Raw genomic sequence first — 23,639 nt, 5'->3', positions numbered from 1 at the left:
TGGAAAGTACATTACAAACCTCATTAAGGGTCTTCCTATGTCAGAACTGAAATTTGCTACACGTCTAAACTCTTTCTCCTCGGGAGCCCATTTATACTGGCCTGACTTGCAGGGCAAACCCTCAGTTCTGCAGATGATTGCCCGTGCGGGAACAGCAAAAGGATTGACCCATCTTGATCTCAACTATCCGCAACATATCACCAGTGATATCAGCACGATGCGTAAAGCTATCGACGATGCCGGGCTGGCGGTTAATGGCATGCAAATGCGTTGGGATGCCCCGCAATTCAAGATCGGCGCCTTTACCAATCCCGATCCGAAGATTCGTCGTGAAGCCATTGAATTAACGAAACGCGGTATCGATGCCGGGCGTGAATTTGGCTCCACGCTGATGACGTTATGGATGGGGCAGGATGGGTTTGATTACTGCTTCCAGGCAGATTACAAGAAGATTTGGGAAGACGCCGTTAGCGCCGTTCGTGAAGTGGCGGACTATGCACCTGATGTTGATGTCAGCATAGAATACAAACCGAACGAGCCACGTGCTTACAGCATTTTCCCGAACGTCACTTCCTGCCTGTTGGCGGTGGAAGAAGCGGGCAGCCCAAACCTCGGCATTACGCTGGACTTCGCGCATGTGTTATTTGCTAACGAGATCCCGGCTTATGCCGCAGCGATGGTGGCTCGCCGTTCACGCCTGCTGGGTCTGGACTTAAATGATGGGTGGGGCAAACGTGACGATGGCCTGATGGCCGGTTCGGTAAACCCACGTGCCACGCTGGAGTTTCTCTGGCAGATGCAGCGTGATGGTTATAAAGGTGCTTATTATTTCGATACCTTCCCGGACGCCAGTGGCCTGGATCCTGTGCGCGAAGCAGAAACCAACGTCCTTACGGTGAAACGCCTGCTGAAGTTGAGCGAAAAACTCAACAATAATGCCGCGCTGCTGGACGCCATCAGCCGCCAGGATGCTGTGACCTCACAACAGATTGTTAATGACATTATGCTGGCTAAAGAGTAGTCCCCGATTATTACCCTGCGACAATAATAAAAAAGGCTCAGAAAATGAAAAAATTACTGCTCTCTGTAATCGCATCCTCGCTGCTTTGCTCCAGCGTCTATGCGGCTGAATTAGCGCCACTGAAATCTGACACTGAACCCGATCGTACCGACTGGACCCAGCTTGACAGCAAATACGGTGCGATGCCGAAAGTTGAAGGAAATCTGATGATTGGCGGCGTTTCAAAGACGCTGACCAATGAATACTGGCGCTCGTTAGGTCAGGGTTATCAGAACGGGGCGAAGAAATATGGCTTCACCGTGGCCTATCAGGCTGCGGCAAATGAAGATGATCAACTGGGCCAGCTGTCGATTGCTGAAACCATGATCTCCCAGGGATTTAAGGGGCTTCTGGTTTCCCCGCAGACCGATATCAACCTCGAACCTGCGCTGGAAAGTGCCAACAGCAAAAAGATCCCGGTAGTCAACGTGAATGATGCAGTGATGCCAAATGCCCAGTATTACGTCGGCAACGTGCAGAAAGACAATGGCGTCCGCGTGGCAAAATGGTTTATTCAGCACCATCCTAAAGGCGGTAACGTTGCCATCATTGAGGGCCAGCCTGGCGTGTATGCTGCCGGTCAGCGCACCAGTGGGTTCAGAGAAACATTACAGGCCAACGGCAAATTCACTATCGTGGCCAGCGTTCCTGCCAACTGGAGCCGTGAAACAGCGTTTAACGCGGCTTCCACCATCTTGCAGCAGCATCCTGATTTGATCGGTTTTTACGCCAACAACGACACCATGGCGCTGGGTGTTGTTGAAGCGGTTCGTTCACTGAACAAAGCCGATCAGACCGCAGTTTTCGGAACGGACGGTATCTCAGATGCTTACGCGTCAATCAAACGGGGTGAACTGACTGGCACGGTTGACAGTTTCCCTGTGCTGACCGGAGAAGTGGCGATGGATGTGATGGTACGCCTGATTGGCGGACAGAAGCTTTCCCGCGTGATTTCGACGCCACAGGCGCTGATCACCAAAGAGAATGCCGACGCGTTCTCCACCAAAGATAACGTTAAATTACGTCAGCTGTTGGCTCAGCAATAAGTCAGGCGGAGAGTGTATGGAACAGTATCGCTTAATGATGCGCGGCATTAGCAAGACCTATGGCAATGCCGCTGCTTTACAAAATGTGGATTTTACTGTGCTGCCCGGTGAGGTTCATGCGTTGATTGGTGAAAACGGCGCGGGCAAATCGACGCTGCTAAACATTCTTTCAGGCGTACGAAATGCCGACAGTGGTGAAATTAGTGTGAATGGCGTGGCTGTGCAGATGAAAAATCCGCTGAGTGCGCGCCATGCGGGCATCGCCATGATCCATCAGGAGTTGCAGCATGTTCCAGAACTCTCCGTTGCCCAGAATATGTTTCTTGGCCGCCCACTGACCAAAGCTGGCGGGTTGTGGATTGATAAAAAGGCACAGGTCGCTCGGGCCACCTTCATACTGAAAACGTTAGATCCGACCATCGATCCTGATGAGCCGATTAAAAATCTAAAGGTCTCTCAACAGCAGATCGTGGAGATTGCCCGCGCCATGCTGGATGACGCCAAAATCATCGCGATGGATGAACCGACGTCCAGCCTGACACCAACGGAATTCGATCGTCTGGCTGAACTGATTAGCGATCTGAAGTCGATGGGCGTGTCGCTGATTTACGTCTCACACAAAATGAACGAAATCTTCCGCGTTTGCGATCGTGCCACCATCATGCGTGATGGCCAGCAGGTTGGCGTGGTTAACCTGTGTGATGAGACGGAAGAAACGCTCGTTGCCAAAATGGTTGGCCGCAAAATTGAAAGGCTGGATCACAATGCTTACGTTACTGAGCGTGTGGTGCTGCAGGTGGAAAACCTGACGCGAGGCAACGAGATTAAAGCCACCAACTTCACTGTCCACGCCGGTGAAGTGCTGGGAATTGCCGGGCTGGTTGGCGCAGGCCGAACTGAACTGCTGAAACTGATTGCGGGTATTGATAAACGGAGCAGCGGTAGCGTTACCGTGAACGGCAGTTCCGTACGCAATCATAATGTCACTGCAGCCATCCGTGCTGGTATTGGACTGGTGCCGGAAGATCGTAAGAAAGAGGGTATTATCAAAGAGCGTGCCGTGAAAATGAACATGGCATTGCCCTCCATGTCTACCTTCACCAAAGCAGGCATTATCAGCCGAAGTAAACTCGATCTTGTCGCCAATGAAGTGATGAGCGAATTGAATCTTCGGCCGCTGGATATTGAAAAAACCATTGGCACGCTAAGCGGCGGTAATCAGCAAAAAGTGATTATAGGCCGTTGGGTGGCTGCGGATGCAAAAGTCTTTTTATTTGATGAGCCAACCCGGGGAATTGATATCGGCGCCAAGTCCGAAATCTATAATTTGATCGAAAAATTAGCTAAGGCCGGCAAAGCCATCGTGGTTGTCTCTTCAGAAATGACCGAGATCATTCGGATATCTGACCGCGTATTGGTAATGAGAGAAGGGAAGATCACCAAGGAACTCAGCGGTGAAGCAATAACGGAAGAGAATATCGCCCGTGCTGCTATCAAAGAGACAGAAACCGTTTAGCATTTAAACCTGATTTTATTAAGGCTATAAAATGATGACTCAACCTACAAGTCGATCGTTCCCGCCGGCTTCATCGCTGATTAAATTCAATGTGCGCGATGCAGGAACCCTGATCGGATTACTTATTATTGTGATCACCTTCTCATTTTTGTCTCCGGTATTTTTTACCCTGCCAAATCTGCTGAATATTTTACAACAGTCCTCTATTAACGCGTTGATTGCGATGGGCATGACGCTGGTGATTATTTCTGGCGGGATTGACCTTTCCGTTGGCCCCACGGCCGCACTTTCAGCGGTATTAGGGGCGACCTTAATGGTCTCTGGTGTGCCTGTGCCGCTGGCAATTATTGCCACATTGGGGGTAGGCGCGGTCTGTGGCGTGTTCAGTGGTTCATTGATCGCCTATGCCGGACTGCAGCCTTTTATTGTCACGCTTGGAGGGCTTTCACTGTTCCGCGCTATTGCGTTGATCTATACCGGCGGTAATCCAATCTTCGGCATTCCGTCTGAGTTTCGTAGCATCATCAACAGCACTCTTTTCAGCGTTCCCACGCCGATTATCATTGTGGCAGTGATTGCCGTGGTGCTGTGGACAGTGATGAACAAAACCCCGTTAGGCGAGTTTATTTTGGCGATTGGGGGCAACGAAGAAGCCGCTCGTGTAGCTGGAGTACCGGTAAAAAGAACCAAAGTCACGGTGTATGTTATTTCAGGAACGTTAGCCTCACTGGCTTCACTGATCCTGATTGGCCGACTGGGCGCAGCCGAGCCAACAATTGGCAACCTTTGGGAACTTGATGCTATCGCTGCTGCGGCCATTGGCGGTGCTTCATTGATGGGCGGTAAGGGAAGTGTGTTTGGCACCATCATCGGGGTGATTATTTTGGGCGCATTACGTAACGGCTTGACCTTGCTAAATATTCAGGCTTTTTATCAGTTGCTTGCCACAGGCCTTATTATTATCATAGCGATGTTGATTGACCGAGCGACCCGAGGCAAGTAATGAAGCAAGATCCGCGAGCCATTGGTGCTCAAATTCGTATGCGTTTGCCACAACTGACGCCATTAGAACGCCGTGTTGTAGAATCCATCACGGCAAGGACTGACATTACCGAGCAAACGTCTTTAAAAGAGATTGCTCTGGAAAATAATGTCTCCGAGGCGATGATTGTTAAAATAACCAAGAAGCTCAGCTTTACGGGATTTAGAAACTTCAGAAGCAGTCTTGTTTATTATAATCAATCTGAAGTGGCAAGCTTACATGCGGAAATTGAGCCGGATGACTCGTCGGAACAATTGCTGGCAAAAGTATTCAGAACCTCAATCCAGGCGATAGAAGAAACGCTGTCTATTCTGGATATTTCTGAATTCAACCGTGCCGCTGACATTATATTTAAAGCGCGCTATATCGATTTATACGCAGTAGGGGGATCGGCCGCAGTAGCACGTGACCTCTCACATAAAATGTTAAAAATCGGTATTAAATCGTCGGCCTACGATGATGCGCACATTATGTTGATGTCAGCAGCGGTGTTATCTGACGATGATGTAGTGATTGCTATCAGTCATTCGGGCGCCACTCGCGCTGTTAATGACCCCGTCAAACTGGCGGCGCGCAATGGGGCCAAGGTGATTGCCATTACTAACTACGCCGAGTCGCCGATTGCGCGAAGTGCGCATGTCGTGCTCAATTCAACCTCTCAGGGATCGCATCTGTTAGGGGAAAATGCCGCGTCACGCATTGCCCAGTTGAATATCCTGGATGCACTGTTTGTGGCCATCGCTAAGAAAGATTTGAAGCGGGCAGAGAAAAACCTGACAAAAACTCAGCATGCGGTTCAGAACCTTCGGGAATTCTAACCATGAATAAGATCGCAGTTACCGGCAGCCTGCATTACGACATTATGCTGGATGCCCATCATCGCCCGGAAAAAGGCGAAACCGTGATGGGGACGGCGTGCAGGTATAAATTTGGCGGTAAAGGTGGCAATCAGGCCATTTCTGCCGCCATGGCAGGCTCAGAAGTGATCTTCGCCGGTGCGGTGGGATCCGATGAACAGGGCACTTTTTTGCTGAATAAGCTGAAAGGCGAGGGCGTAAATACCGAGTCCGTGGCGGTAATTGGGGCCATGCCTTCAGGAATGAGTGTTGCCATTACCGATGCTGAAGGTGATTACGGTGCCGTAGTGGTTTCCAATGCCAATCTGCATATCCCGCTGGCTGTGTTTGATCAGGATGCATTCTGGCAGGATGTTTCGTTGCTGATTTTACAAAATGAAGTTCCGGAAGCCATCAACGTACATGCGGCGAAAGAAGCAAAAAAACGCGGCATCAGAGTGTGCATCAATGCTGCGCCAGCCCGTCTGTTAAGTGTAGAGTTGCAGGAAAACATTGATGTGCTGATCGTTAACGCCATCGAAGCTCGCGATATGTGTGCCGTTACTGTCAGCGATTTAGCCTCGGCAAAACAGGCCGCTGAAGTGTTGGCAACAACCTATCCGCAAGTGGTGGTGACGGCTGGTGAACACGGTGTGGCATATTGTGAAAAGGATGAAGAGAGTCATTCCCTTGACGCAAAAAAAATCACACTGGTCAGCACGCATGGCGCTGGAGACTGTTTTACCGGCGTGTTTTGCTCAGCGCTGGCTGACGGTAAATCATTGAGTGAGGCGGTTGTCGAAGCTAATGACGCAGCGGCGCTGCATGTTTCTAAAGTGACGCTCTAACGCAGGCCAGCCTGAACGGGTGCAAAACTGACGCTTTGGGATTACCGAAACCTCTACGGTAATCCTAAGCATAATTTTCCTGAGTGTAGAGCATAAAGGTCACTTTTCCTGCTTCCTCGCACGCTGGTTCTTCCCCTTTTTCCAGGTAACCTAGCAGAATATCCACGGCAAGCTGAGCATGACGCACGCTGTTCTGATCCAGAGTCAGCGCCAGCGCTTTTTTGGCGAACAGGGCTTTGGTGGTGGAGTAAAGTTCATGGGTGATCAAGGTGCAGATCTGGGTCAGGCGATGCCGCGCCAGCGCCTGACTTATTTCAGTGTTTCCCAACCCGGTGTTGTACAACCCAACCACGTTCGCAGACTGCGCCAGCTGCTTTTCAAGCAGTTTGCTGATGGTGATGCGGCTCTCCTGACCTGCCAGCACTTCACGTAGCCTGATTTCCGGGAAGCGTTCTTCCAGTACCTCGCGAAAGCCCTGAATCCGCTGCTGATGCGCCCGATATTCAAAGCGCCCGCTGACCACAATCACTTCACCTTCCTGCTTGACCATGCTGCCCATCATCAGACCCGCAGTACGGCCAGCCTGCAATTGATTAATACCGACATGGCACAGCCTTTCAGCATCGGGCAGATCGGTCACGATGGTGATCACCGGCACTTCGCGCTGTTTGCAGAGTTGCAGGGCCTGATAGATAGCGGGGTGCTCATGGGCAAAAACAATCAACCCGTCGCGGGTTTTGCTGCGTTCACCAATCAGTTCAGCCAGCTTATCCGGGCGGGATTCGGGAACAAAAGTGCGGTGCAGAACAAGGCGGCGATAGCCCAGCGTGGTCGCTACCGCAGCAAAGTCACTGGCAAGCTGTTTAAAGAAGAACGAGTCGTTACCGCTCAACAGCACCTCAATCTGCCAGGCATGGCGGTGCTCTTCCGGCAGGATGCGTTTTAGTCCGGCTTCACGGGCTGCCTGCAACACTTTTTGCGTGGTGCGAGGCGATACGCCCCCCCGTTCATTCAGCACCCGATCTACCGTTGCTACGCCTACACCCGCCAGTTCGGCCAGCATCTCCAGAGTGATTGTTTTCATTGCCGTTCCTGTTGAGGGAATTCCATCAAAACACGCGTTCCTCAGGGTAAGCCAGCAGGCTATTTTGGCAACGACTTTATTGCTGAACTTTGACCTGTTAACAGGAATTCATCATGACTGAGAGAAAACGTTTTGCCCTGATTGGCTGTGGATTTATCGGCCAGGTACACGCTGCCAATCTTGCGGCCCATCCAGGCATTGAGCTGGCGATGGTAGCTGATGTGGACAACGCCAGAGCCAGCTCGCTGGCCCGGCGCTATAACAGCCAGGCGGGCGAGGTGAGTGCGGCCATCAATAGCGACAATATAGAAGCCGTGCTGATAGCCAGCGCCACCCCTTCCCATGCTGAACTGCTTGAGGCCGCGGCCAGGGCAGGCAAAGCGATTTACTGCGAAAAACCCATCGATTTGTCACTTGAGCGGGCAAGCCGCGTGGTTGAGAAAGTGCTGCCATTGAACGCGAAGATAACGGTGGGCTTTAACCGCCGTTTCGACAGCAGCCATCAACAGTTAAAGCGCCAGTTACAGCAGGGGACACTGGGTCGTCCTGAATTAATCCAGATGGTTTGTCGCTCCTCCGAACTGCCGCCGCTTAGCTATCTGCAATCTTCTGGCGGGCAGATGCGCGATCAGGCCATTCACTTCTTCGACCTGCTTCGCTGGCTTACCGGCGATGAAGTTACGGCAATTGGTGCAATGGGGGCCGCGCTGGCCATGCCGGCCATCAGCGATTTCGGCGATGTGGATACTTCAGTGCTGATTATGCAGATGCGTCAGGGAGGATTAGCGCAACTGGATAACACGCGCCGCACCGGGTATGGCTACGATGAACGGATTAGCGTGATGGGCGAGAAAGGGCTGGCAGAATCTGGTTCGCAAAGCCCGCAAGGCATCACGCTTTATCAGGGCAACAGTATTGCCAGACCGGGTCTTTATCCGGACTGGTTCAGCCGGGTACAGGCAACCTATTACCAGCATCTGGATGCGTTTGTCCGTCAGCTGCAGGGTGAAGAGGTGGCAGATCTTCCGGGTTTAATAGATGGGATTCAGGCGCAGGCAATCGCAGAAGCGGCAGTGAAATCACTGGCCACAAAGACTTTTTGTCCGGTTGAATTGACGCTGTAAACAGAAACAAAAAGGTCAAAACCTGTGAGGATTTTGACCTTTTCCTTAGTTAACGCCCCGTTTCATCGCTCTTCGTTAAACACGATTCCCAGCTGTCCTCGCACGGTATCCATCGCCGCCAGTGTCATCAATGACGTCGCCAGAGGGCGGACAGGGGAATCTTGTATTCCCTGACCGACACACCAGGCAAAATGTTGCACCTCGTGATAAAGCTGAGTGTAGCGGTTTAGCGGTTCTTCCCAGCGCAGCGACTTGTTGCCCTGGCTTGAAGTTAAAACAAATCCACCCGGCGCATAGAATTGCCCATCCAATACGAGGGTTGCATCACGTCCCGCAATCACCGCTCCACCGGGCGTGTTGCTGAACAACGTGGTGTTAAGCACCGAATGCATGCCGTTAGCATGTTCAAACAGCATTGAGGCCTGACCATTAACTTTTCCATTAGCTGGTTGCCCGCTGGACTGGATGCGCGCAGGTGCTCCAGCCACCATCACGCTGAACGAAACCAGATAACTGCCCAGATCCAACATCGGCCCACCGGCAAGATCGGCATTGAAAATACGGTGATCTGCGGTGAAAAACTCACCATGATCGGCAATAAGGCTGTGAAGGTCGCCTAAGGTACCGTCCGCTAATAGCTGCCTTATCACGGCGTATTTAGGCGCAAAATCGCACCACATTGCTTCCATACAAAGCCTGCCCTGGCGTTGAGCTTCCGCCTGCAAAGCCGAGCCTTCTTTGGCATTTAACGCCAGTGGCTTCTCAATCAGCACATGTTTGCCCGCTTTCAGCACCCGCAGGCCATCCGGGTAATGATGATTGTGCGGCGTGGCGATATAGACGGCATCCAGATCTTTCATCGCTAACATCTCGTCTACATTACTGAAAGCGGCTGGAATTCCCCATTGATCGGCAAAGGCCCTCGCCTTGTCGCCATTTCTTGCGGCCACAGCAACCAACTGCTGGCCTGTATGACCCTTCAGCGCTTTGGCAAAATGCGCGGCGATCCAGCCTGGGCCAATAATGCCCCAGCGAAGGACAGGAATGGACTGCTCAGAGGGCAGCCTTGGGACAGGTAAAGAAGAGGGAAACATAGACACTCCTTGTTGGCGATTTAGCGGTTATCCGCCACTTGAACCCATTGATGCGATTCCATTGACTGCTCAATCGCGGTCAGGATCTGCTGGTTTTGCAGGCCAAAAGCAAAGTTTGGATAGCAATCTTCCTCGCTGCAGATGCCCTGAACCAGATCGTGAACTTCGATCACCTTCACATCAAAATAGCCTAATCCGCCGCCGCCAAAATCAAACCCAAAGAAACCTGAATAGGCCGGAATTTGGCTTCCTGCATACAACGTTTTAAAGCCGCGATCGTGTTTGTCGTCGTTGAAGCGATAAACCTGCAATTCATTGAAGCGTTCGCCGTCCATAGAGATCGTTCCTTCGGTGCCGGAGACCTCCCAAAACACGCCAAAAATACGTCCCGCTGCGATACGTGAAGCTTCAATCACGCCGCTGGCTCCGCTGGTAAAACTCACCAGGCACTGAACCTGATCGTCATTTTCTACTGCTCGCCGTTCCGCATGTTCATCGGTACGACTGGCATAGCCCGCATCAACCTGAGGAACCGGGCGCTGACGCAGATAAGTCTGAGCACTGGCGGTGACTTCAGTGATACCGCCCATCAGAAATTGCGCCACGGAAAGCGTATGGGCACCGAGGTCGCCCAACGAACCGCTACCGCCCAGTTTTTTGGAACAGCGCCAGGACCACGGCAGCTCAGGATCGTTATAAAAGCCCTGATCAAAGGTGCCACGAAAGCGGATCGGCGTGCCGATATCCCCACGTTCGATAATCTGTTTAGCCAACAGCGCCGCAGGCGTTTTGATGTTGTTAAAGGCCACCATGGTTTTTACCCCGGCTTTCTCTGCGGCCTGAGTCATTTCCAGCGCCTGCTCAGTGCTGACGGCAAGCGGCTTTTCACAATACACATGCTTACCCGCAGCAATAGCGGCCAGCGCCATCTCAAAATGCAGGTGGTTGGGGGAGGTGATATCGACCACCTCAACATGGGGATCGTTGATCAAGTCTTGCCAGTTCCCGTAGGCTTTTTCCGCACCGAACCGGGCTGCATTTTCGTCTGCCAGCGACTGATTCTGATCGGCCAGAGCATAAAGATGCGGACGTTTTGGTAGGTCTGGATAGATCATTGCGGCACGACGGTACGCATCGGCATGCGCCTGTCCCATAAATCCGGAGCCGATCAGGCCAATATTCAGAGTCTCTTTCATTGTGCGGTTTCCTTTACTTCAACGGATAAAGGGAAAGTGTTGCGTGCCCAGTGAGCCGCGCGAGAAACGGCCGCAAAAGGCTCTTCTTTCTGCGGATCCTGTTCAGCTTCCACAATCAGCCAGCCCTGATAGCCAGAAGTCGCAACAAACTCAATGAGCGGGGAATAGTCGATGCAGCCTTCGCCAGGGACAGTAAACAGCCCCGCACGAACGGCATCATTGAAGCTGAGGTCTTCCTGTTGCACCCGGCGCAGCACGTCCGGGCGAACGTCCTTAAGATGAATATGCACCACGCGATGGCCGAACTGTTTCACCGTTTGCGCCAGGTTGACGCCCCCAGCGAAAGCATGTCCGGAGTCCAGCACCAGCCCAACGCTGTTACTGGTTTTAGCCAGGAACGCCAGCAGCTCATCATGGTGTTCGACCAGCATCATCAGATGGTGGTGATAGGCCAGTTTCAGGCTGTAATTACTCATCAATATGTCGGCAAATTCGCTGATTTTCCGCGCATAATCGTCGATATCAATGCCGCTAAGAGCAGGAGAAAGAGAGAGCGATTCATCAAGCGGATGGCTGCCCGGCATTTTGCCACATTCGCCATACACCATGACTTTGGCCCCCAGCGCCTTCAGTAAGGCGGCATGTGGTTGTACAGCTGCTACTTCCTCTGCAATGCTACGATCGGCCAGGAAGCCGCTGTGCCAGCCGGAAGCCAGCTGCAGATTAACCTGGTGCAGTAACGGGGCTAACTCTGCTGGGGTGCGGGGGAATTTTCTGCCAAGTTCAATGCCCTGATAACCCGCTGAAGCCGCTTGTCTCAGGCAGGTTTCCAGCGGGATTGTGTCGCCCAAATCGAGCAGGACATCGTTGGTCCAACTTAAGGGACTGACACCTAACTTAATACGTGGATTCATCGGGGGAACGCTCCTTTCAGGTCAATTACAGACACTATAAAGAGCGAGTTTGCGGTGACGTTATCGCTTCAATGAGGGAAAACCCTCAATTGTGCTTAATCGGGGAAGGGGGGACGGAAAGTGTGATCGAGAGCGGATTTTCAGCATGACCAAGGCACCCTAAGGTTGCTGGCCAGGCCTGAGGAGTCTTAAAGAAAAGTCGTATTTTATCGACATCCACACTCATGATCAAAATAAGGGATTTATTATTATTTCTCTGCCCTTCATTCCTACAGACACTTCTTAATATTTCGTCAAAAAATCCATCGCTATTATCAGTATGAGGTGGCCTTGAATTCTCAATGAGACTCGTCATGCTGAGGGGGCATTTGAGGGTGTTTTGTTATCAGTTATACACTTGCCGGCAAAAAGTTAAGATTTTGGCGGCTATCAATAAAGCAGATGATAAAGAAAATTCCTAGAAGATTATTGATAATTTCCTTTTTTTTTCTGATTTATTCGTTTGAAGTAGCATGATTTTTTTCTTAAAATTCCTCTGACCTTTTCCGAACAGGGTAAATAGGCGTATTTCTATTGCGATTTCTACATATTAAGTCACAGTAAGCTATTCATACAGAGGTGATAAATGGTAGATTCATTCCAGTCGGAAATATCAACGCTACGCATAAACATGAAGGTAGACTTGCATAACGGTGGCGCTAAAAAGAACGTTGAACCTCCACTTAAGTTGTTGGTTGTAGGTGACTTTAGCAATGGGAAAGCAGAGGGATCGTTGTCTGAGAGAGAAAGGATCAATATTAACAAGAACAATTTCAACAGTGTTTTTTCTGATATGAATCCTGAAGTCAGCCTGACAGTGAAAAACACGCTGTCAGATGAGGGAACAGAAGAGAGTGTCCAGCTGAGTTTTCAAAGCATGAAAGACTTTGAGCCGGAGAAAATTGCCAGACAAATCCCACAACTCCGTGCGATGTTATCGATGCGTAACCTTCTGCGTGACTTGAAATCTACCTTGCTGGATAACGTAACTTTCAGGAAAGAACTGGAGTTAATTTTGAAAGATTCAAGGTTCAGTGAGCCGTTGCGGAAAGCGTTAAATGTACTGCCCCCTGCTGAGCGTTAATTACTGGAATCAATAACACATTTATTACCCAAAACCATTAACGGAATAATGACGAGAGAATGCTTATGTCTGTCAACAATGACCCCCAGACTGCTGCGGGCGGCACCATCGTGGGAAAAAAACGTCCAGCCAACGGCGTTTATGCTTCCCTTTTTAATAAAATTAATCTGACGCCGGTTGCCGAAATCGATTCGCTGGACGGTTTTCAGGATAACACCCTGATGGCAAAAACCTCTGCTGATGCCCGCTTAACCGCAGCGGTTAAGGTGTTAATGCAGTGCCTGCAGAAGTCAGGCCAAAAAGTTGGAAAACTGGATAAGGCGCTGCTGGACCACCATATTGCTAAGCTGGATGTTCAGATCAGCCGGCAGCTTGATGAAGTGATGCACCACGACGAGTTCCAGAAAGTGGAATCCGTCTGGCGCGGCCTGAAGTCTCTGGTCGACAAAACTGACTTCCGTCAGAACGTGAAGCTGGAGATCCTCGACCTGTCGAAAGAGGAACTTCGTCAGGACTTTGAAGACTGTCCTGACGTCACTCAGAGCGGGTTATATAGCCAGACTTACATCACAGAAGATGACACGCCAGGTGGCGAGCCGATTGGTGCGGTGATCTCTGCCTATGAGTTCGATGCCTCGGCGCAGGACTTGGCGCTGTTGCGTAATATCGCCAAAGTCTCTGCAGCGGCGCATATGCTGTTTATCGGCTCTGTGGGTCCGGCGTTCTTCCTTAAAGAGAGGAGGGAAAATGTTGCTGCACTAAACGATATCGCTAACTACTTCGATCGCGCCGAATACATTAAATGGACGTCTTTGAGCGATTCTGACGACTCCCGCTACATCGGCCTGACTCTGCCGCGAGTTTTGGGCCGTCTGCCGTATGGTCCTGACACCGTGCCGGTGCGTAGCTTCAACTATGTTGAAGAAGTGAAAGGCCCGGATCACGATCATTATTTATGGACCAATGCCTCATTCGCGTTTGCCGCCAACATGGTGCGCAGCTTTATCAATACTGGCTGGTGCAGGCAATCCGTGGCCCGCAGGCGGGCGGCGCAGTGAAAAACCTGCCAATCCGATCTTCCTCAATCCGTTTGCAAAGATTGCCTGAAAAAACACGAGAAGAGGCAATGGGAGTCATGATCCGTGAATAGTTCTTCTATCAATTCTTATGATGCTATCCGGTGGCTGGCACAGTGTGAGTCCCTGTGCAGTGCAGCCGAAATTGGCCATATCGATGTCATTATCGATCGGGCCGCAGTTGAGCTTGTTTCTGGCGCCCTGCGACGTATTACTCCACCCCTTCAATGGGGCTCCTTGTCAGAAGGAACAGCAGAAGAAGAGAGTCTGGAAGAGGGCCCGATAGTGGTCCGTTTTTCGTGGTCGACCTGGCAGCATAAATCGTTGCTTTCAGAACTAATGCATCAGTACAGTGATGATCATCGTCTGATGCTGATTATCAGTCCGCTTTCATTCACCCTCCTGAAAGAACATCTGAGCAATTTAACGCAGTTGCAGTGGAGAGATCAGAGCGGAATACTGCGCTTCAATGATCCCCGGGTGTTCCCGGAATTGCTCGAACATGTTTTAACCGTCACACAGCAAGAGTTATTCACACGGCTGGCTTTTTTCTGGGGCTGGCTGGATCGGGATCTCCATTATGTCTGGAAGAGGGGAACCTATTCACCTCAAGGAGCAGGAATGGATCGGGGTGAAATCATCAAATTGGATGATGGACAAATTGAACGCATCGGCTGTATCAGTGACGCCGAGATGCTGGCAAGGACCATGCCCAATAAGGGTCTGTCTCATGAGCAAAAATTCGGTCTTTGCTTCAGTGCGGCATTGAGTGCCAGTCAGGAAGGGGACGCAAAGAGCGATTAAGTTGAGAAAAACTTAAGGCTCTCTGAATACGCTGATTGTGGCTCTGACTGAGAATGAGAAGGCTGTGTCCCGGATTTGACAGCATTGAAATGATAAGCATTATCAATTATTATCTTTTTTTTGTCATTTTCCTGTTGGGTAGTGTTACATCTTATGTCGTCACACGTTGCGCCTGTTTCCCTGACGCTCACTGAGCTTTACAGCACCCACCATCGTTGGTTACGGGGCTGGCTTCAGCACAAGCTGGGTTCGGCCTTTGACGCGGATGATCTAGCCCAGGATACCTTTATGCGGGTGCTGGTAGGGGACAATACCGCCACTATCCGCGAACCCAAATCCTTCCTGTGTACGATTGCCCGCCGGGTGATGATCGACTTCTTCCGCCGTAATGCGCTGGAAAAAGCCTATCTGGAGATGCTCGAACGGATGCCTGAAGATGTTTGCCCGTCTGCTGAATATCGCCAGTCAGTGCTGGAGACGCTGCAACAGATCGACAGCATGCTCGATGGACTGGGGGATAAAGTGCGACAAGCGTTTCTGCTGTCGCAACTGGAAGGTCTCACTTATGTGCAAATCGCCCGGCGACTCAATGTTTCCCTCAGTTCGGTCAAAAAATACATGGCGAAAGCCATGGAACATTGCCTGTTGTTCAGCCTGACTCAGGACTGAGACAGATGGCTAATACGATCTCCGAACAGCAAAGACTCGCGCTTAAAATGGCCGCACAGTGGTTTGCCACCCTGTGTGCCGGGGAAGTCACGCCTCAACAGCATGCCAGATGGCAACAGTGGCTCCAGCAGCACGACGATCATCGTTGGGCGTGGCAGAGAGTTGAGTCTTTACAAGGGCAGCTAAAAAGTATGCCCGGCCATTTCGGCTATCAAACGCTGAATCACTCCCACCAGCAGGCTCGCCTGACCCGCCGACGTGTGCTGAAAACGCTGCTGGTTCTGCTCGGTGTTGGCAGCAGTTGGCAACTCTGGCAATCCCCGGTTGGCTCTCGCTTACGGGCCGATTACACCACCGGAACCGGGCAGTTCCGCAGTGTGAAGCTGGAAGATGGCTCGCAACTTTCGCTGAATACCGCCAGTGCTGTCACGGTGCACTTCACCCCGCAACAACGGTTGATCCGCCTTGAACAAGGTGAAATTGCTATTGCTACTGCAAAAGATCCTCAGCGTTCACGGCCTTTCCTGGTGCAGACCAGCCAGGGGATTGTACGCGCCCTGGGCACGGAGTTTACCGTACGGGAGCGGGGCAATATTACCGAACTGGCAGTGCAGGAACAGGCAGTAGAGGTGACGCTGAGCGGCAAACCAGGGCTAACTCAGCGGGTAGAGCAAGGTAAAATATTGCGTTTTACCGACCGTGAATTTGAACCAATTACCCCACTCGATCCCAACAGCAATGCCTGGACGCGGGGCATACTAAGCGTCAGCAACCGCAGGTTGTCGGAAGTGATAGAAGAGATCGCTCGCTATCGTCATGGCGTTCTGACCTGTGACAGCAGCGTGGCCGATCTGCGGGTGACCGGCACTTTCCCCCTGGCGGATACCGATAAGTTATTACGTCTGCTGACCCGAACACTTCCCATTAAAATTCAGTCCGCTACGCGCTACTGGCTGAAGGTCACGGCCGCCTGATCTGCCAGTTGAAAATAAAAATGATAAAAAATCTCATTCCCGATTACACCTTTTGCCCGCCTCATCCGACTCCTTAATCACAGAGTAAAAAAATAAATTACTTCCTTTGGAGACGGTATGTCTGATTCACGCGCTCGCCTTACTCGCGCTTTTTGCAAAACAACACCTCTGGCCCTGGCTATCCACTGTGCGCTGATCCCGGTTGCACTGTTCGTTCCGGCTCAGGCTTTTGCGGCGGTGACACAAGCCACCAGCCTGGATTTCAACATCAGCAGCGCCAGCCTGGACAAAGCGCTGAATCAGTTTGCCGACCGGGCAGGGATTGCGCTCTCGATCGACTCCTCGCTGACGCAAAGCAAAACCAGTGCAGGTCTGAAAGGCCGCTATTCGATCAATGACGGATTCAACACTTTGCTGGCTGGCAGTGGGTTGCAGGCGCAATCGCTGGGTGATAACAGCTGGACAGTGGTGAAGGCAGAGGCTCGGCCAGCAGAGAAATCCCTGACCGTAGTCGGAGACTGGCTGGCAGAAGCGCGTGAAAATGACGTTTTTGAACATGCAGGGGCGCGCGATGTGGTCCGCCGTGAAGACTTCATCAAAACAGGGGCAACGACGGTCCGGGAAGCGATGAACCGTATTCCGGGCGTCAATGCGCCGGAGAATAACGGAACCGGAAGCCACGATATGGCGCTGAACTTCGGTATTCGTGGGTTGAATCCGCGTCTTGCCAGCCGTTCAACCGTCTTGATGGATGGCATACCGGTGCCCTTTGCTCCTTACGGTCAGCCTCAGCTGTCACTGGCTCCGGTTTCGCTGGGTAATATGGACGCGGTCGATGTGGTACGTGGCGGCGGTGCTGTGCGTTACGGACCGCAGAGCGTTGGCGGCGTTGTGAACTTCGTTACCCGAGCGATCCCCCAGGATTTTGGCATGGAAGCCGGGATGGAAGGGATGTTGACGCCAACCTCCAGCCAGAACGATCCCAAAGGCACAGGCAATCTGATGATTGGGGGTACGGCGGATAATGGATTAGGTGCAGCCTTGCTCTATTCCGGCACCCGTGGCAGCGACTGGCGTGAACATAGCTCAACCAAAATTGACGACGTGATGCTGAAAACGCGTTATGCGCCGAATGAAGTGCATACTTTCACCAGCCTGTTGCAGTATTACGAAGGTCGCGCAGAGATGCCGGGCGGCCTTTCGCGTGCGGATTATAATGCCGATCGTTTTCAGTCAACTCGTCCTTATGACGAATTCTGGGGACGTCGTCAGTTAGCCAGCCTGGGCTATCAGTTCCAGCCTGACCAGCAGCACAAATTCAATATTCAAAGCTTCTATACCTACACCCTGCGCAGTGGCTATCTGGACCAGGGGAAAAACCTGACCCTCTCACCGCGTGAATACTGGGTGCGCGGCATTGAACCTCGCTACAGCCAGAGCTTCAACTGGGGCTCTTCCGCCCATGAAGTGGGAGTAGGTTACCGTTACGTCAGTGAATCTACGCATGAATTGCGTTATACCAGCCCGTCAAGCTCAGGTGTGCTGCCAACTACCGACAGTCCGTACGATCGTGATACTCAGTCAGGGACGCAGGCACACGCCTGGTATATTGATGACCGTATTGATATCGGTGACTGGACCATTACGCCCGGCATTCGTTATGAGCATATTCAGTCTTATCAGAATGACTACGTCAAAAATGGTAAGGAAGAGATCAGCTATAACGCGCCGTTGCCTGCATTAAATGTGCTTTATCACCTGAACGAGTCCTGGAATCTGTATGCCAACACCGAAGGTTCCTTCGGCACCGTGCAATACAGCCAGATCGGTAAAGCAGTAGACAGTGGCAGCGTGGAGCCAGAGAAAGCTCGCACCTGGGAGTTAGGAACACGCTTTGATAATCAGGCGTTGAAAGCCGAAGTCGGTGTCTTCCTGATTAACTTCAGTAACCAGTATGACTCCAACCAGGTGGATGACAGCGTAACCGCTCGCGGCAAAACGCGTCATACCGGAATTGAGAGCCAGCTCCGTTATGATCTTGGCGATCTCACTCCTGAACTTGAAAACCTCTCAGCTTATGCCAGCTATGCCTATGTGAATGCGGTGATCCGCGAAGAGGGCGACACTCGCGGTAATCAGGTGCCGTTCTCGCCGAAGCATAAAGGCACGCTGGGAGTGGATTACGCGCTGGGAAGCTGGACGCTGAACCTGAACAGTGAATTCCAGTCCAGCCAGTTTGCTGATAACGCCAACACCGCTGAAGAGAGTGCCGACGGCAGCACCGGACGCATTCCAGGATTTATGCTGTGGGGCGCCCGTGCTAACTACAGCTTCGGCCCACAGCTGGGTAACCTCAACCTGGCGATTGGCGTGAAGAATCTCTTCGATCAGGAATACTTCACCCGCGCTTACGACGACAACAACAAAGGCATTTATGCCGGCCAGCCACGCACTGTCTATATGCAGGGTTCGGTGCGCTTCTAATCCTCTTAAGCCAGCAGGCAGGGTGTTTGCTGGCTTTTTCATTGATGGAGCTTTATGTCTTTTATCTCGCGTATTGTATTTGCCTGTCTGATGGCAACCAGCCTGCAAACCGCACAGGCAGTCACCGTGCAGGATAGTCAGGGCAGTTTTACTCTTGAGGCGACGCCGAAACGGGTTGTGGTATTGGAATTCTCCTTTGTTGATGCTTTGGCGGCAATGGATATCAGCCCGGTCGGTGTAGCCGATGACAACGATGCCACGCGTATTCTACCGGAAGTGCGTCAGCGCATTCAGCCGTGGAAATCGGTGGGGACTCGCGCTCAGCCTAGTCTGGAAGCGATCTCAGCGTTAAAACCCGATCTGATCATTGCTGATTCCAGCCGTCACATTGGCATCTACGACCAGCTCAAAACCCTGGCACCGACACTGATGCTGAAATCCCGCAATGAAACCTACGCTGAAAATCTTCAGTCAGCGGCGATTATTGGCAAAGTGATGGGGAAAGAGCACGAAATGCAGCAGCGTCTGGCCTTACACCAGCAGCGAATGCAGGGCTTTGCGAAGCAGCTGCCGAAGGGGACGAATCTGGTTTTCGGCACCTCACGCGAGCAACAGTTTACTCTTCACACCAGCGAGTCATATACCGGTAGCGTGCTTGCATCTTTAGGGATAAAGGTTCCAGGTCCCATCAATAATGCTGCGCTGGTAAGCCTGAGCCTGGAGCGGTTGCTGTCGATTAATCCTGACTGGCTGATCGTCGCGCATTATCGTCAGCAGAGCATCGTGCGTGAGTGGCAGAAAGATCCGCTGTGGCAGATGATGACCGCCGCGCAAAAAAATCAGATCGCTTCAGTGGACAGCAACAGCTGGGCGCGAATGCGTGGGTTGTTTGCTGCTGAACGTATCGGCAGCGATTTGGTGTCGATCCTGCATCATCAGGCGGTAAACGTCGCACAATGAAAACCGGCTTTAACGTATGCCAGCCTCTGCGCTGGCTCTTGCCCCCGCTCCTGCTGGCCGGGTGTTTCTGGCTGTCACTTTTCAGCTGGTCGGCGATCTCTATTCCCCCGCTGGCCGCACTTCATGCGCTGCTACCCGGGCCTCCTGCCTCACTGCCTGAAGCGTTAGTTTACAACCTGCGATTACCCCGCAGCCTGGTGGCCATGTTACTGGGCGCCAGCCTGGCAGTTGCGGGCACGCTGCTGCAAACCCTGACCCGCAATCCTCTCGCTTCACCCTCATTGCTTGGCATTAACTCAGGCGCTTCACTGGCAATGGTGATTGCCAGTGCGCTGAATCCGGCCTGGATTGCCGGTTACAGCCTGGCTTTGCTGGCTGCGGTTGGCGGCACAATCAGCTGGGCGATGGTGATGCTGATGGGGAAAGGCTGGCAACAAACAGGGGAACGTAGTCGGATGATCCTGGCCGGTGTGGCGGTATCCGCACTTTGTGCCGCGCTGACCAAAGCGATCATTCTGCTGGCAGAAGATCACAGTTACGGCGTGCTTTACTGGCTGGCAGGAGGGGTTTCACACGTTCGCTGGGAGGCGTTCTGGCAACTTTTCCCCATCACGCTGATCGCCATTTTCTGTGCAATGTTACTGGCCAGTCGCCTGAATTTACTGAATCTGAACGATGCCAGTGCGCAATCGCTAGGGGTCAATCTTCCGTGGCTTCGGGGATTAGCTATCCTGATTGTGGTTGCGCTGGTTGGCAGTTGCGTTAGCGTTGCCGGGCCGCTGGCCTTTATCGGCCTGTTGGTGCCACATATCGCCAGGATTTGGGCAGGGCAGGATCTGCGTAAAATGCTGCCGGTTTGCGTCATTTTCGGCGCATTGCTGATGCTTACCGCAGATCTACTCGCCCGTATCCTCGCCTGGCCTGGTGAAATACCCGCAGGTGTGGTGCTGGCATTGGTTGGCGCACCGTTCTTTGTCTGGCTGGTAAGGAGGCGAGGATGAAATCGCCGCATATGAGGGTGCTTATGCTGCTGGCTGTGGTGATGCTGACCTTTATTTTATCACTGCGTTATGGCACGGAAACCCTCAGCTTCAGTCAGATTCACCACGCCTTTTCGCCTGAGGACAGCAAGCATTTCACCCTGGTCGAATACCGTTTACCACGGGCGTTACTGGCGCTGTTTATCGGTGCGGCGCTGGCACTTTCTGGTGTACTGGTTCAGGGCATTGTGCGTAATCCTTTGGCTTCACCGGATATTCTGGGCATCAACCATGCTGCGGGTGTCACCTCCGTTGCGGCGCTGATGTTGTTTCCGGCAATGTCGGTATTCTGGTTGCCTCCGCTGGCGTTTGTCGGCGGCGTACTGGCCTTCATCCTGCTTAAACACCTGACCGGGAACCGTGGGCCGCTAAGGTTGGCCCTGCTAGGCGTGGCATTAACTGCTCTGTATGCCAGCGTCACTGACTGGCTGATGCTGTCACATCCGCTCGATATCAATCAGGCTCTTCTCTGGCTGACAGGGAGTCTGTGGGGACGAAGCTGGCCATTTGTCTGGATTGCCCTGCCAGCCCTGTCGCTGTTACTTCCACTTGGGATGCTGTTTTGCAAAGATCTGGATGTCATGGCGCTTGGTGAAGCCCGTGCTTCCACCTTAGGCGTCTCCCTGCGCTGGGTGCCTTTCCTGGTGCTGTTGCTGGCCGTGGCGCTGGCGGCGGTAAGTGTGGCGATGTGCGGGCCAATCGGTTTTGTCGGGCTGGTTGCCCCACATTTAACCCGTCAGTTGGTTGGTGGCCGCCATCACTGGCTGATGCCAGCCGCCATGCTGGTAGGGGCCGAAATCCTGTTACTGGCGGATCTTCTGGCCCGCACGCTGCGTCCACCGATTGAGATCCCGGCAGGAGTACTGACTGCCATTATTGGCGCGCCCTGGTTTTTCTGGTTACTGATGAGAACTCGTTGATATGCACCTTACCGCCAAACATCTTCGTGCTGGTTACGGCAACAAAACCATTCTTGACGATATTTCGCTCACCTTGCCGTCAGGGAAAATCACCGCCTTGATTGGGCCGAATGGCTGCGGAAAATCGACGTTATTAAAGTGCTTTTCGCGCCTTATTGCGCCGCAGTCTGGTGAGATCCAGCTGGATAATGAGCGTATTCAGTCGCTGTCTGGCCGTGAGCTTGCACGTAAACTGGCGCTGTTGCCACAACAGCACAGTGTCCCAGAAGGGATTCGTGTAGAGGAACTGGTGGGCTATGGCCGCAACCCCTGGTTGCCGCTGTGGCACAGGTTGGGGAAACGAGATCGACAGATTATTCGGCAAGCGATGGACGTGACTCGAATCGCCGGACTGGCCGATAGGTTGGTCAGCCAGCTTTCCGGCGGCCAGCAGCAGCGGGTGTTTCTGGCACTGACATTGGCACAAACCACGCCAGTACTGCTGTTAGACGAGCCAACCACCTATATGGATATGAATCACCAGACGGAGTTGATGCTGTTGCTTCGCCAGCTTAATCAGCAGGGTAAAACGGTGGTGACGGTACTGCACGATCTGAATCAGGCCAGCCGCTACTGCGATCATTTAGTGATGATCGCTAAGGGAAAAATCATCGCGCAGGGGACGCCGCAAGACGTGATGATCCCAGAACTGCTGGCCAGCGTTTTTGCTGTAGATGCAGAGATCCACGCTGACCCGGTTTCTGGTACGCCCATGTGCGTAGTGAAATGAAAATGTGATCCGCCTCTAAGAAACTTTTTTTGTAATCGATTACTTTCTGCCTGTCATATTATTGTAATCGATTACTTTTCATGTGAGGCTTATATGGTTTCTACAGCGCAAGAGTCCGGGAAAGCGGGGATACAGCACCGAATGCTGGTACCAAGACTCTCTTTGATGATGTTTATGCAATTCTTCATCTGGGGGAGCTGGTCCGTTACCCTGGGGTTGGTGATGACCCAACACAACATGTCTTTACTGATTGGCGATGCGTTTTCTGCAGGGCCGATAGCGTCAATTCTTTCACCCTTCGTTCTTGGCATGTTGGTGGATCGGTTCTTCCCGTCACAAAAAGTGATGGCGGTAATGAACCTGCTCGGTGCGGTGATTTTATGGTTTGTACCGGGCGCGCTGGAGGCGGAGAACGGGGCTTTGCTGATAGCGCTGCTGTTTGGCTACACCTTGTGTTTTATGCCGACACTGGCGTTGTCGAATAATATCGCCTTCCACAGTCTGGACAGTAGCGATCGCAGTTTCCCTGTGGTGCGGGTCTTCGGCACCATTGGCTGGATCGTGGCGGGGATATTTATCGGCGTTAGCGGGATTTCTTCCAGCACGTCGATCTTCTCTCTGGCGGCGGTTTGCTCCGTTGCGCTGGCGATCTACAGCCTGACTTTGCCTCATACCCCAGCGCCAGCGAAAGGGTTGCCCTTCAAGGTGCGCGACCTGTTCTGCGCTGATGCCTTTGCACTGCTTAAGATCCGCCACTTCTTTATTTTCGCCCTGTGCGCCACGTTAATCTCCATTCCGCTGGGCACTTACTACGCCTTTACCGCGTCCTGGTTGGCCGATGCCGGTGTGGAAAACGTCAGTACGGTGATGTCGTTTGGCCAGATGTCTGAAATCTTCTTCATGCTGGTGATCCCGCTGCTGTTTCGCCGCCTTGGCGTGAAATACATGCTGCTGGCAGGGATGTGTGCCTGGTTTGTGCGTTATGCACTGTTCGCGCTGGGCATGGACGACCAGAGCCGCACATTGATCTACCTCGGCATTCTTCTGCATGGCGTCTGTT

21 protein-coding genes and 1 pseudogene are annotated in these 23,639 nt (G+C 52.3%); 18 read left to right on the top strand and 4 right to left on the bottom strand.

Annotated elements, in window-relative coordinates; translation table 11 throughout:
* Positions 1-37 precede the first annotated feature (37 nt).
* From WCC56_RS00375 to WCC56_RS00350, 6 genes are read left to right on the top strand one after another with little or no spacing between them, the layout of a single operon-like run.
* Positions 38-1,021, top strand: a complete 984-nt coding sequence (locus WCC56_RS00375; protein ID WP_424690456.1) for a TIM barrel protein — start codon at positions 38-40, stop codon at positions 1,019-1,021.
* A 44-nt stretch (positions 1,022-1,065) separates the two neighbouring features.
* Positions 1,066-2,106 (top strand): substrate-binding domain-containing protein, encoded by a 1,041-nt coding sequence (locus tag WCC56_RS00370; protein WP_424690455.1) that lies wholly within the window; start codon positions 1,066-1,068, stop codon positions 2,104-2,106.
* Between the two features lie 16 nt (positions 2,107-2,122).
* Positions 2,123-3,622 (top strand): sugar ABC transporter ATP-binding protein, encoded by a 1,500-nt coding sequence (locus WCC56_RS00365; RefSeq protein WP_424690454.1) that lies wholly within the window; start codon positions 2,123-2,125, stop codon positions 3,620-3,622.
* Between the two features lie 31 nt (positions 3,623-3,653).
* Entirely contained in the window at positions 3,654-4,625 is a 972-nt protein-coding gene (locus WCC56_RS00360) for an ABC transporter permease (RefSeq protein ID WP_424690453.1), read from the top strand.
* A complete protein-coding gene (locus WCC56_RS00355) occupies positions 4,625-5,482 on the top strand; it encodes a MurR/RpiR family transcriptional regulator (RefSeq protein ID WP_424690452.1) in 858 nt (285 codons plus the stop codon). The genes WCC56_RS00360 and WCC56_RS00355 overlap by 1 nt, the downstream gene beginning before the upstream one ends.
* A 2-nt stretch (positions 5,483-5,484) precedes the next feature.
* Positions 5,485-6,348 (top strand): ribokinase, encoded by an 864-nt coding sequence (locus WCC56_RS00350; RefSeq protein ID WP_424690451.1) that lies wholly within the window; start codon positions 5,485-5,487, stop codon positions 6,346-6,348.
* A 64-nt stretch (positions 6,349-6,412) separates the two neighbouring features.
* Here the strand turns inward: WCC56_RS00350 and WCC56_RS00345 are convergent, their stop codons facing one another.
* Positions 6,413-7,432 (bottom strand): LacI family DNA-binding transcriptional regulator, encoded by a 1,020-nt coding sequence (locus tag WCC56_RS00345; protein WP_424690450.1) that lies wholly within the window; start codon positions 7,430-7,432, stop codon positions 6,413-6,415.
* Between the two features lie 113 nt (positions 7,433-7,545).
* On the opposite strand from WCC56_RS00345, the gene WCC56_RS00340 reads away from it, so the two are divergent.
* The gene (locus WCC56_RS00340; protein WP_424690449.1) at positions 7,546-8,556 is read left to right on the top strand and encodes a Gfo/Idh/MocA family protein; all 1,011 of its coding nucleotides are present in this window, start codon (positions 7,546-7,548) and stop codon (positions 8,554-8,556) included.
* 62 nt (positions 8,557-8,618) lie between these two features.
* On the opposite strand, the gene WCC56_RS00335 is transcribed toward WCC56_RS00340, so the two are convergent.
* The 3 genes from WCC56_RS00335 to iolE are packed head-to-tail and all read right to left on the bottom strand — an operon-like array spanning position 8,619 to position 11,760.
* The gene (locus WCC56_RS00335; RefSeq protein WP_424690448.1) at positions 8,619-9,650 is read right to left on the bottom strand and encodes a Gfo/Idh/MocA family protein; all 1,032 of its coding nucleotides are present in this window, start codon (positions 9,648-9,650) and stop codon (positions 8,619-8,621) included.
* Between the two features lie 20 nt (positions 9,651-9,670).
* On the bottom strand, positions 9,671-10,846 hold the full coding sequence (locus tag WCC56_RS00330; RefSeq protein WP_424690447.1) for a Gfo/Idh/MocA family protein: 1,176 nt from the start codon (positions 10,844-10,846) through the stop codon (positions 9,671-9,673).
* Entirely contained in the window at positions 10,843-11,760 is a 918-nt protein-coding gene (gene iolE / locus WCC56_RS00325; RefSeq protein WP_424690446.1) for a myo-inosose-2 dehydratase, read from the bottom strand. Before iolE ends, WCC56_RS00330 begins: the two co-directional genes overlap by 4 nt.
* A gap of 625 nt (positions 11,761-12,385) precedes the next feature.
* Between iolE and tssB the strand changes: the two genes are divergently transcribed.
* The 11 genes and pseudogenes from tssB to WCC56_RS00270 all read left to right on the top strand — a co-directional run.
* Positions 12,386-12,883, top strand: coding sequence for a type VI secretion system contractile sheath small subunit (gene tssB / locus WCC56_RS00320; RefSeq protein ID WP_424690445.1), 498 nt, complete (start codon positions 12,386-12,388; stop codon positions 12,881-12,883).
* A gap of 59 nt (positions 12,884-12,942) precedes the next feature.
* Positions 12,943-13,955: pseudogene (gene tssC, locus WCC56_RS00315) on the top strand (type VI secretion system contractile sheath large subunit); the annotation flags it as partial.
* 70 nt (positions 13,956-14,025) lie between these two features.
* On the top strand, positions 14,026-14,763 hold the full coding sequence (locus tag WCC56_RS00310; protein WP_424690444.1) for a DUF4123 domain-containing protein: 738 nt from the start codon (positions 14,026-14,028) through the stop codon (positions 14,761-14,763).
* A gap of 153 nt (positions 14,764-14,916) precedes the next feature.
* Positions 14,917-15,432 carry a ferric citrate uptake sigma factor FecI gene (gene fecI / locus WCC56_RS00305; RefSeq protein ID WP_424690443.1) on the top strand — a complete coding sequence of 172 codons (516 nt, stop codon included), beginning with the start codon at positions 14,917-14,919 and terminating at the stop codon, positions 15,430-15,432.
* Positions 15,433-15,437: 5 nt separating this feature from the next.
* On the top strand, positions 15,438-16,406 hold the full coding sequence (fecR, locus tag WCC56_RS00300) for a ferric citrate uptake sigma factor regulator FecR (RefSeq protein WP_424690442.1): 969 nt from the start codon (positions 15,438-15,440) through the stop codon (positions 16,404-16,406).
* Between the two features lie 117 nt (positions 16,407-16,523).
* Entirely contained in the window at positions 16,524-18,890 is a 2,367-nt protein-coding gene (fecA, locus tag WCC56_RS00295; RefSeq protein ID WP_424690441.1) for a TonB-dependent Fe(3+) dicitrate receptor FecA, read from the top strand.
* Positions 18,891-18,944: 54 nt separating this feature from the next.
* Positions 18,945-19,850, top strand: a complete 906-nt coding sequence (locus WCC56_RS00290) for a Fe(3+) dicitrate ABC transporter substrate-binding protein FecB (RefSeq protein WP_424690440.1) — start codon at positions 18,945-18,947, stop codon at positions 19,848-19,850.
* Complete coding sequence (gene fecC, locus WCC56_RS00285) at positions 19,847-20,851, top strand: iron-dicitrate ABC transporter permease FecC (protein ID WP_424690439.1); 1,005 nt, start codon at positions 19,847-19,849, stop codon at positions 20,849-20,851. The genes WCC56_RS00290 and fecC overlap by 4 nt, the downstream gene beginning before the upstream one ends.
* A complete protein-coding gene (gene fecD / locus WCC56_RS00280) occupies positions 20,848-21,810 on the top strand; it encodes a Fe(3+) dicitrate ABC transporter permease subunit FecD (RefSeq protein ID WP_424690438.1) in 963 nt (320 codons plus the stop codon). The genes fecC and fecD overlap by 4 nt, the downstream gene beginning before the upstream one ends.
* 1 nt (position 21,811) lies before the next feature.
* Entirely contained in the window at positions 21,812-22,579 is a 768-nt protein-coding gene (gene fecE, locus WCC56_RS00275) for a Fe(3+) dicitrate ABC transporter ATP-binding protein FecE (RefSeq protein ID WP_424690437.1), read from the top strand.
* Positions 22,580-22,672: 93 nt separating this feature from the next.
* Positions 22,673-23,639, top strand: a 967-nt coding sequence (locus WCC56_RS00270; protein ID WP_424690436.1) for an MFS transporter, incomplete at its 3' end; no start/stop codon positions are given.

The organism is Erwinia sp. (genome assembly GCF_049696395.1).
Lineage (GTDB): Bacteria > Pseudomonadota > Gammaproteobacteria > Enterobacterales > Enterobacteriaceae > Erwinia.
Note: the sequence above shows the minus strand (reverse complement) of the source record. Positions and strands in the feature narration are given on the sequence as shown.

Coding starts and splice junctions, on each gene's coding strand:
- WCC56_RS00375 (WP_424690456.1), top strand. CDS start 38: ATGTCAGAACTGAAATTTGCTACACGTCTAAACTCTTTCTCCTCGGGA.
- WCC56_RS00370 (WP_424690455.1), top strand. CDS start 1,066: ATGAAAAAATTACTGCTCTCTGTAATCGCATCCTCGCTGCTTTGCTCC.
- WCC56_RS00365 (WP_424690454.1), top strand. CDS start 2,123: ATGGAACAGTATCGCTTAATGATGCGCGGCATTAGCAAGACCTATGGC.
- WCC56_RS00360 (WP_424690453.1), top strand. CDS start 3,654: ATGATGACTCAACCTACAAGTCGATCGTTCCCGCCGGCTTCATCGCTG.
- WCC56_RS00355 (WP_424690452.1), top strand. CDS start 4,625: ATGAAGCAAGATCCGCGAGCCATTGGTGCTCAAATTCGTATGCGTTTG.
- WCC56_RS00350 (WP_424690451.1), top strand. CDS start 5,485: ATGAATAAGATCGCAGTTACCGGCAGCCTGCATTACGACATTATGCTG.
- WCC56_RS00345 (WP_424690450.1), bottom strand. CDS start 7,432: ATGAAAACAATCACTCTGGAGATGCTGGCCGAACTGGCGGGTGTAGGC.
- WCC56_RS00340 (WP_424690449.1), top strand. CDS start 7,546: ATGACTGAGAGAAAACGTTTTGCCCTGATTGGCTGTGGATTTATCGGC.
- WCC56_RS00335 (WP_424690448.1), bottom strand. CDS start 9,650: ATGTTTCCCTCTTCTTTACCTGTCCCAAGGCTGCCCTCTGAGCAGTCC.
- WCC56_RS00330 (WP_424690447.1), bottom strand. CDS start 10,846: ATGAAAGAGACTCTGAATATTGGCCTGATCGGCTCCGGATTTATGGGA.
- iolE (WP_424690446.1), bottom strand. CDS start 11,760: ATGAATCCACGTATTAAGTTAGGTGTCAGTCCCTTAAGTTGGACCAAC.
- tssB (WP_424690445.1), top strand. CDS start 12,386: ATGGTAGATTCATTCCAGTCGGAAATATCAACGCTACGCATAAACATG.
- fecI (WP_424690443.1), top strand. CDS start 14,917: ATGTCGTCACACGTTGCGCCTGTTTCCCTGACGCTCACTGAGCTTTAC.
- fecR (WP_424690442.1), top strand. CDS start 15,438: ATGGCTAATACGATCTCCGAACAGCAAAGACTCGCGCTTAAAATGGCC.
- fecA (WP_424690441.1), top strand. CDS start 16,524: ATGTCTGATTCACGCGCTCGCCTTACTCGCGCTTTTTGCAAAACAACA.
- WCC56_RS00290 (WP_424690440.1), top strand. CDS start 18,945: ATGTCTTTTATCTCGCGTATTGTATTTGCCTGTCTGATGGCAACCAGC.
- fecC (WP_424690439.1), top strand. CDS start 19,847: ATGAAAACCGGCTTTAACGTATGCCAGCCTCTGCGCTGGCTCTTGCCC.
- fecD (WP_424690438.1), top strand. CDS start 20,848: ATGAAATCGCCGCATATGAGGGTGCTTATGCTGCTGGCTGTGGTGATG.
- fecE (WP_424690437.1), top strand. CDS start 21,812: ATGCACCTTACCGCCAAACATCTTCGTGCTGGTTACGGCAACAAAACC.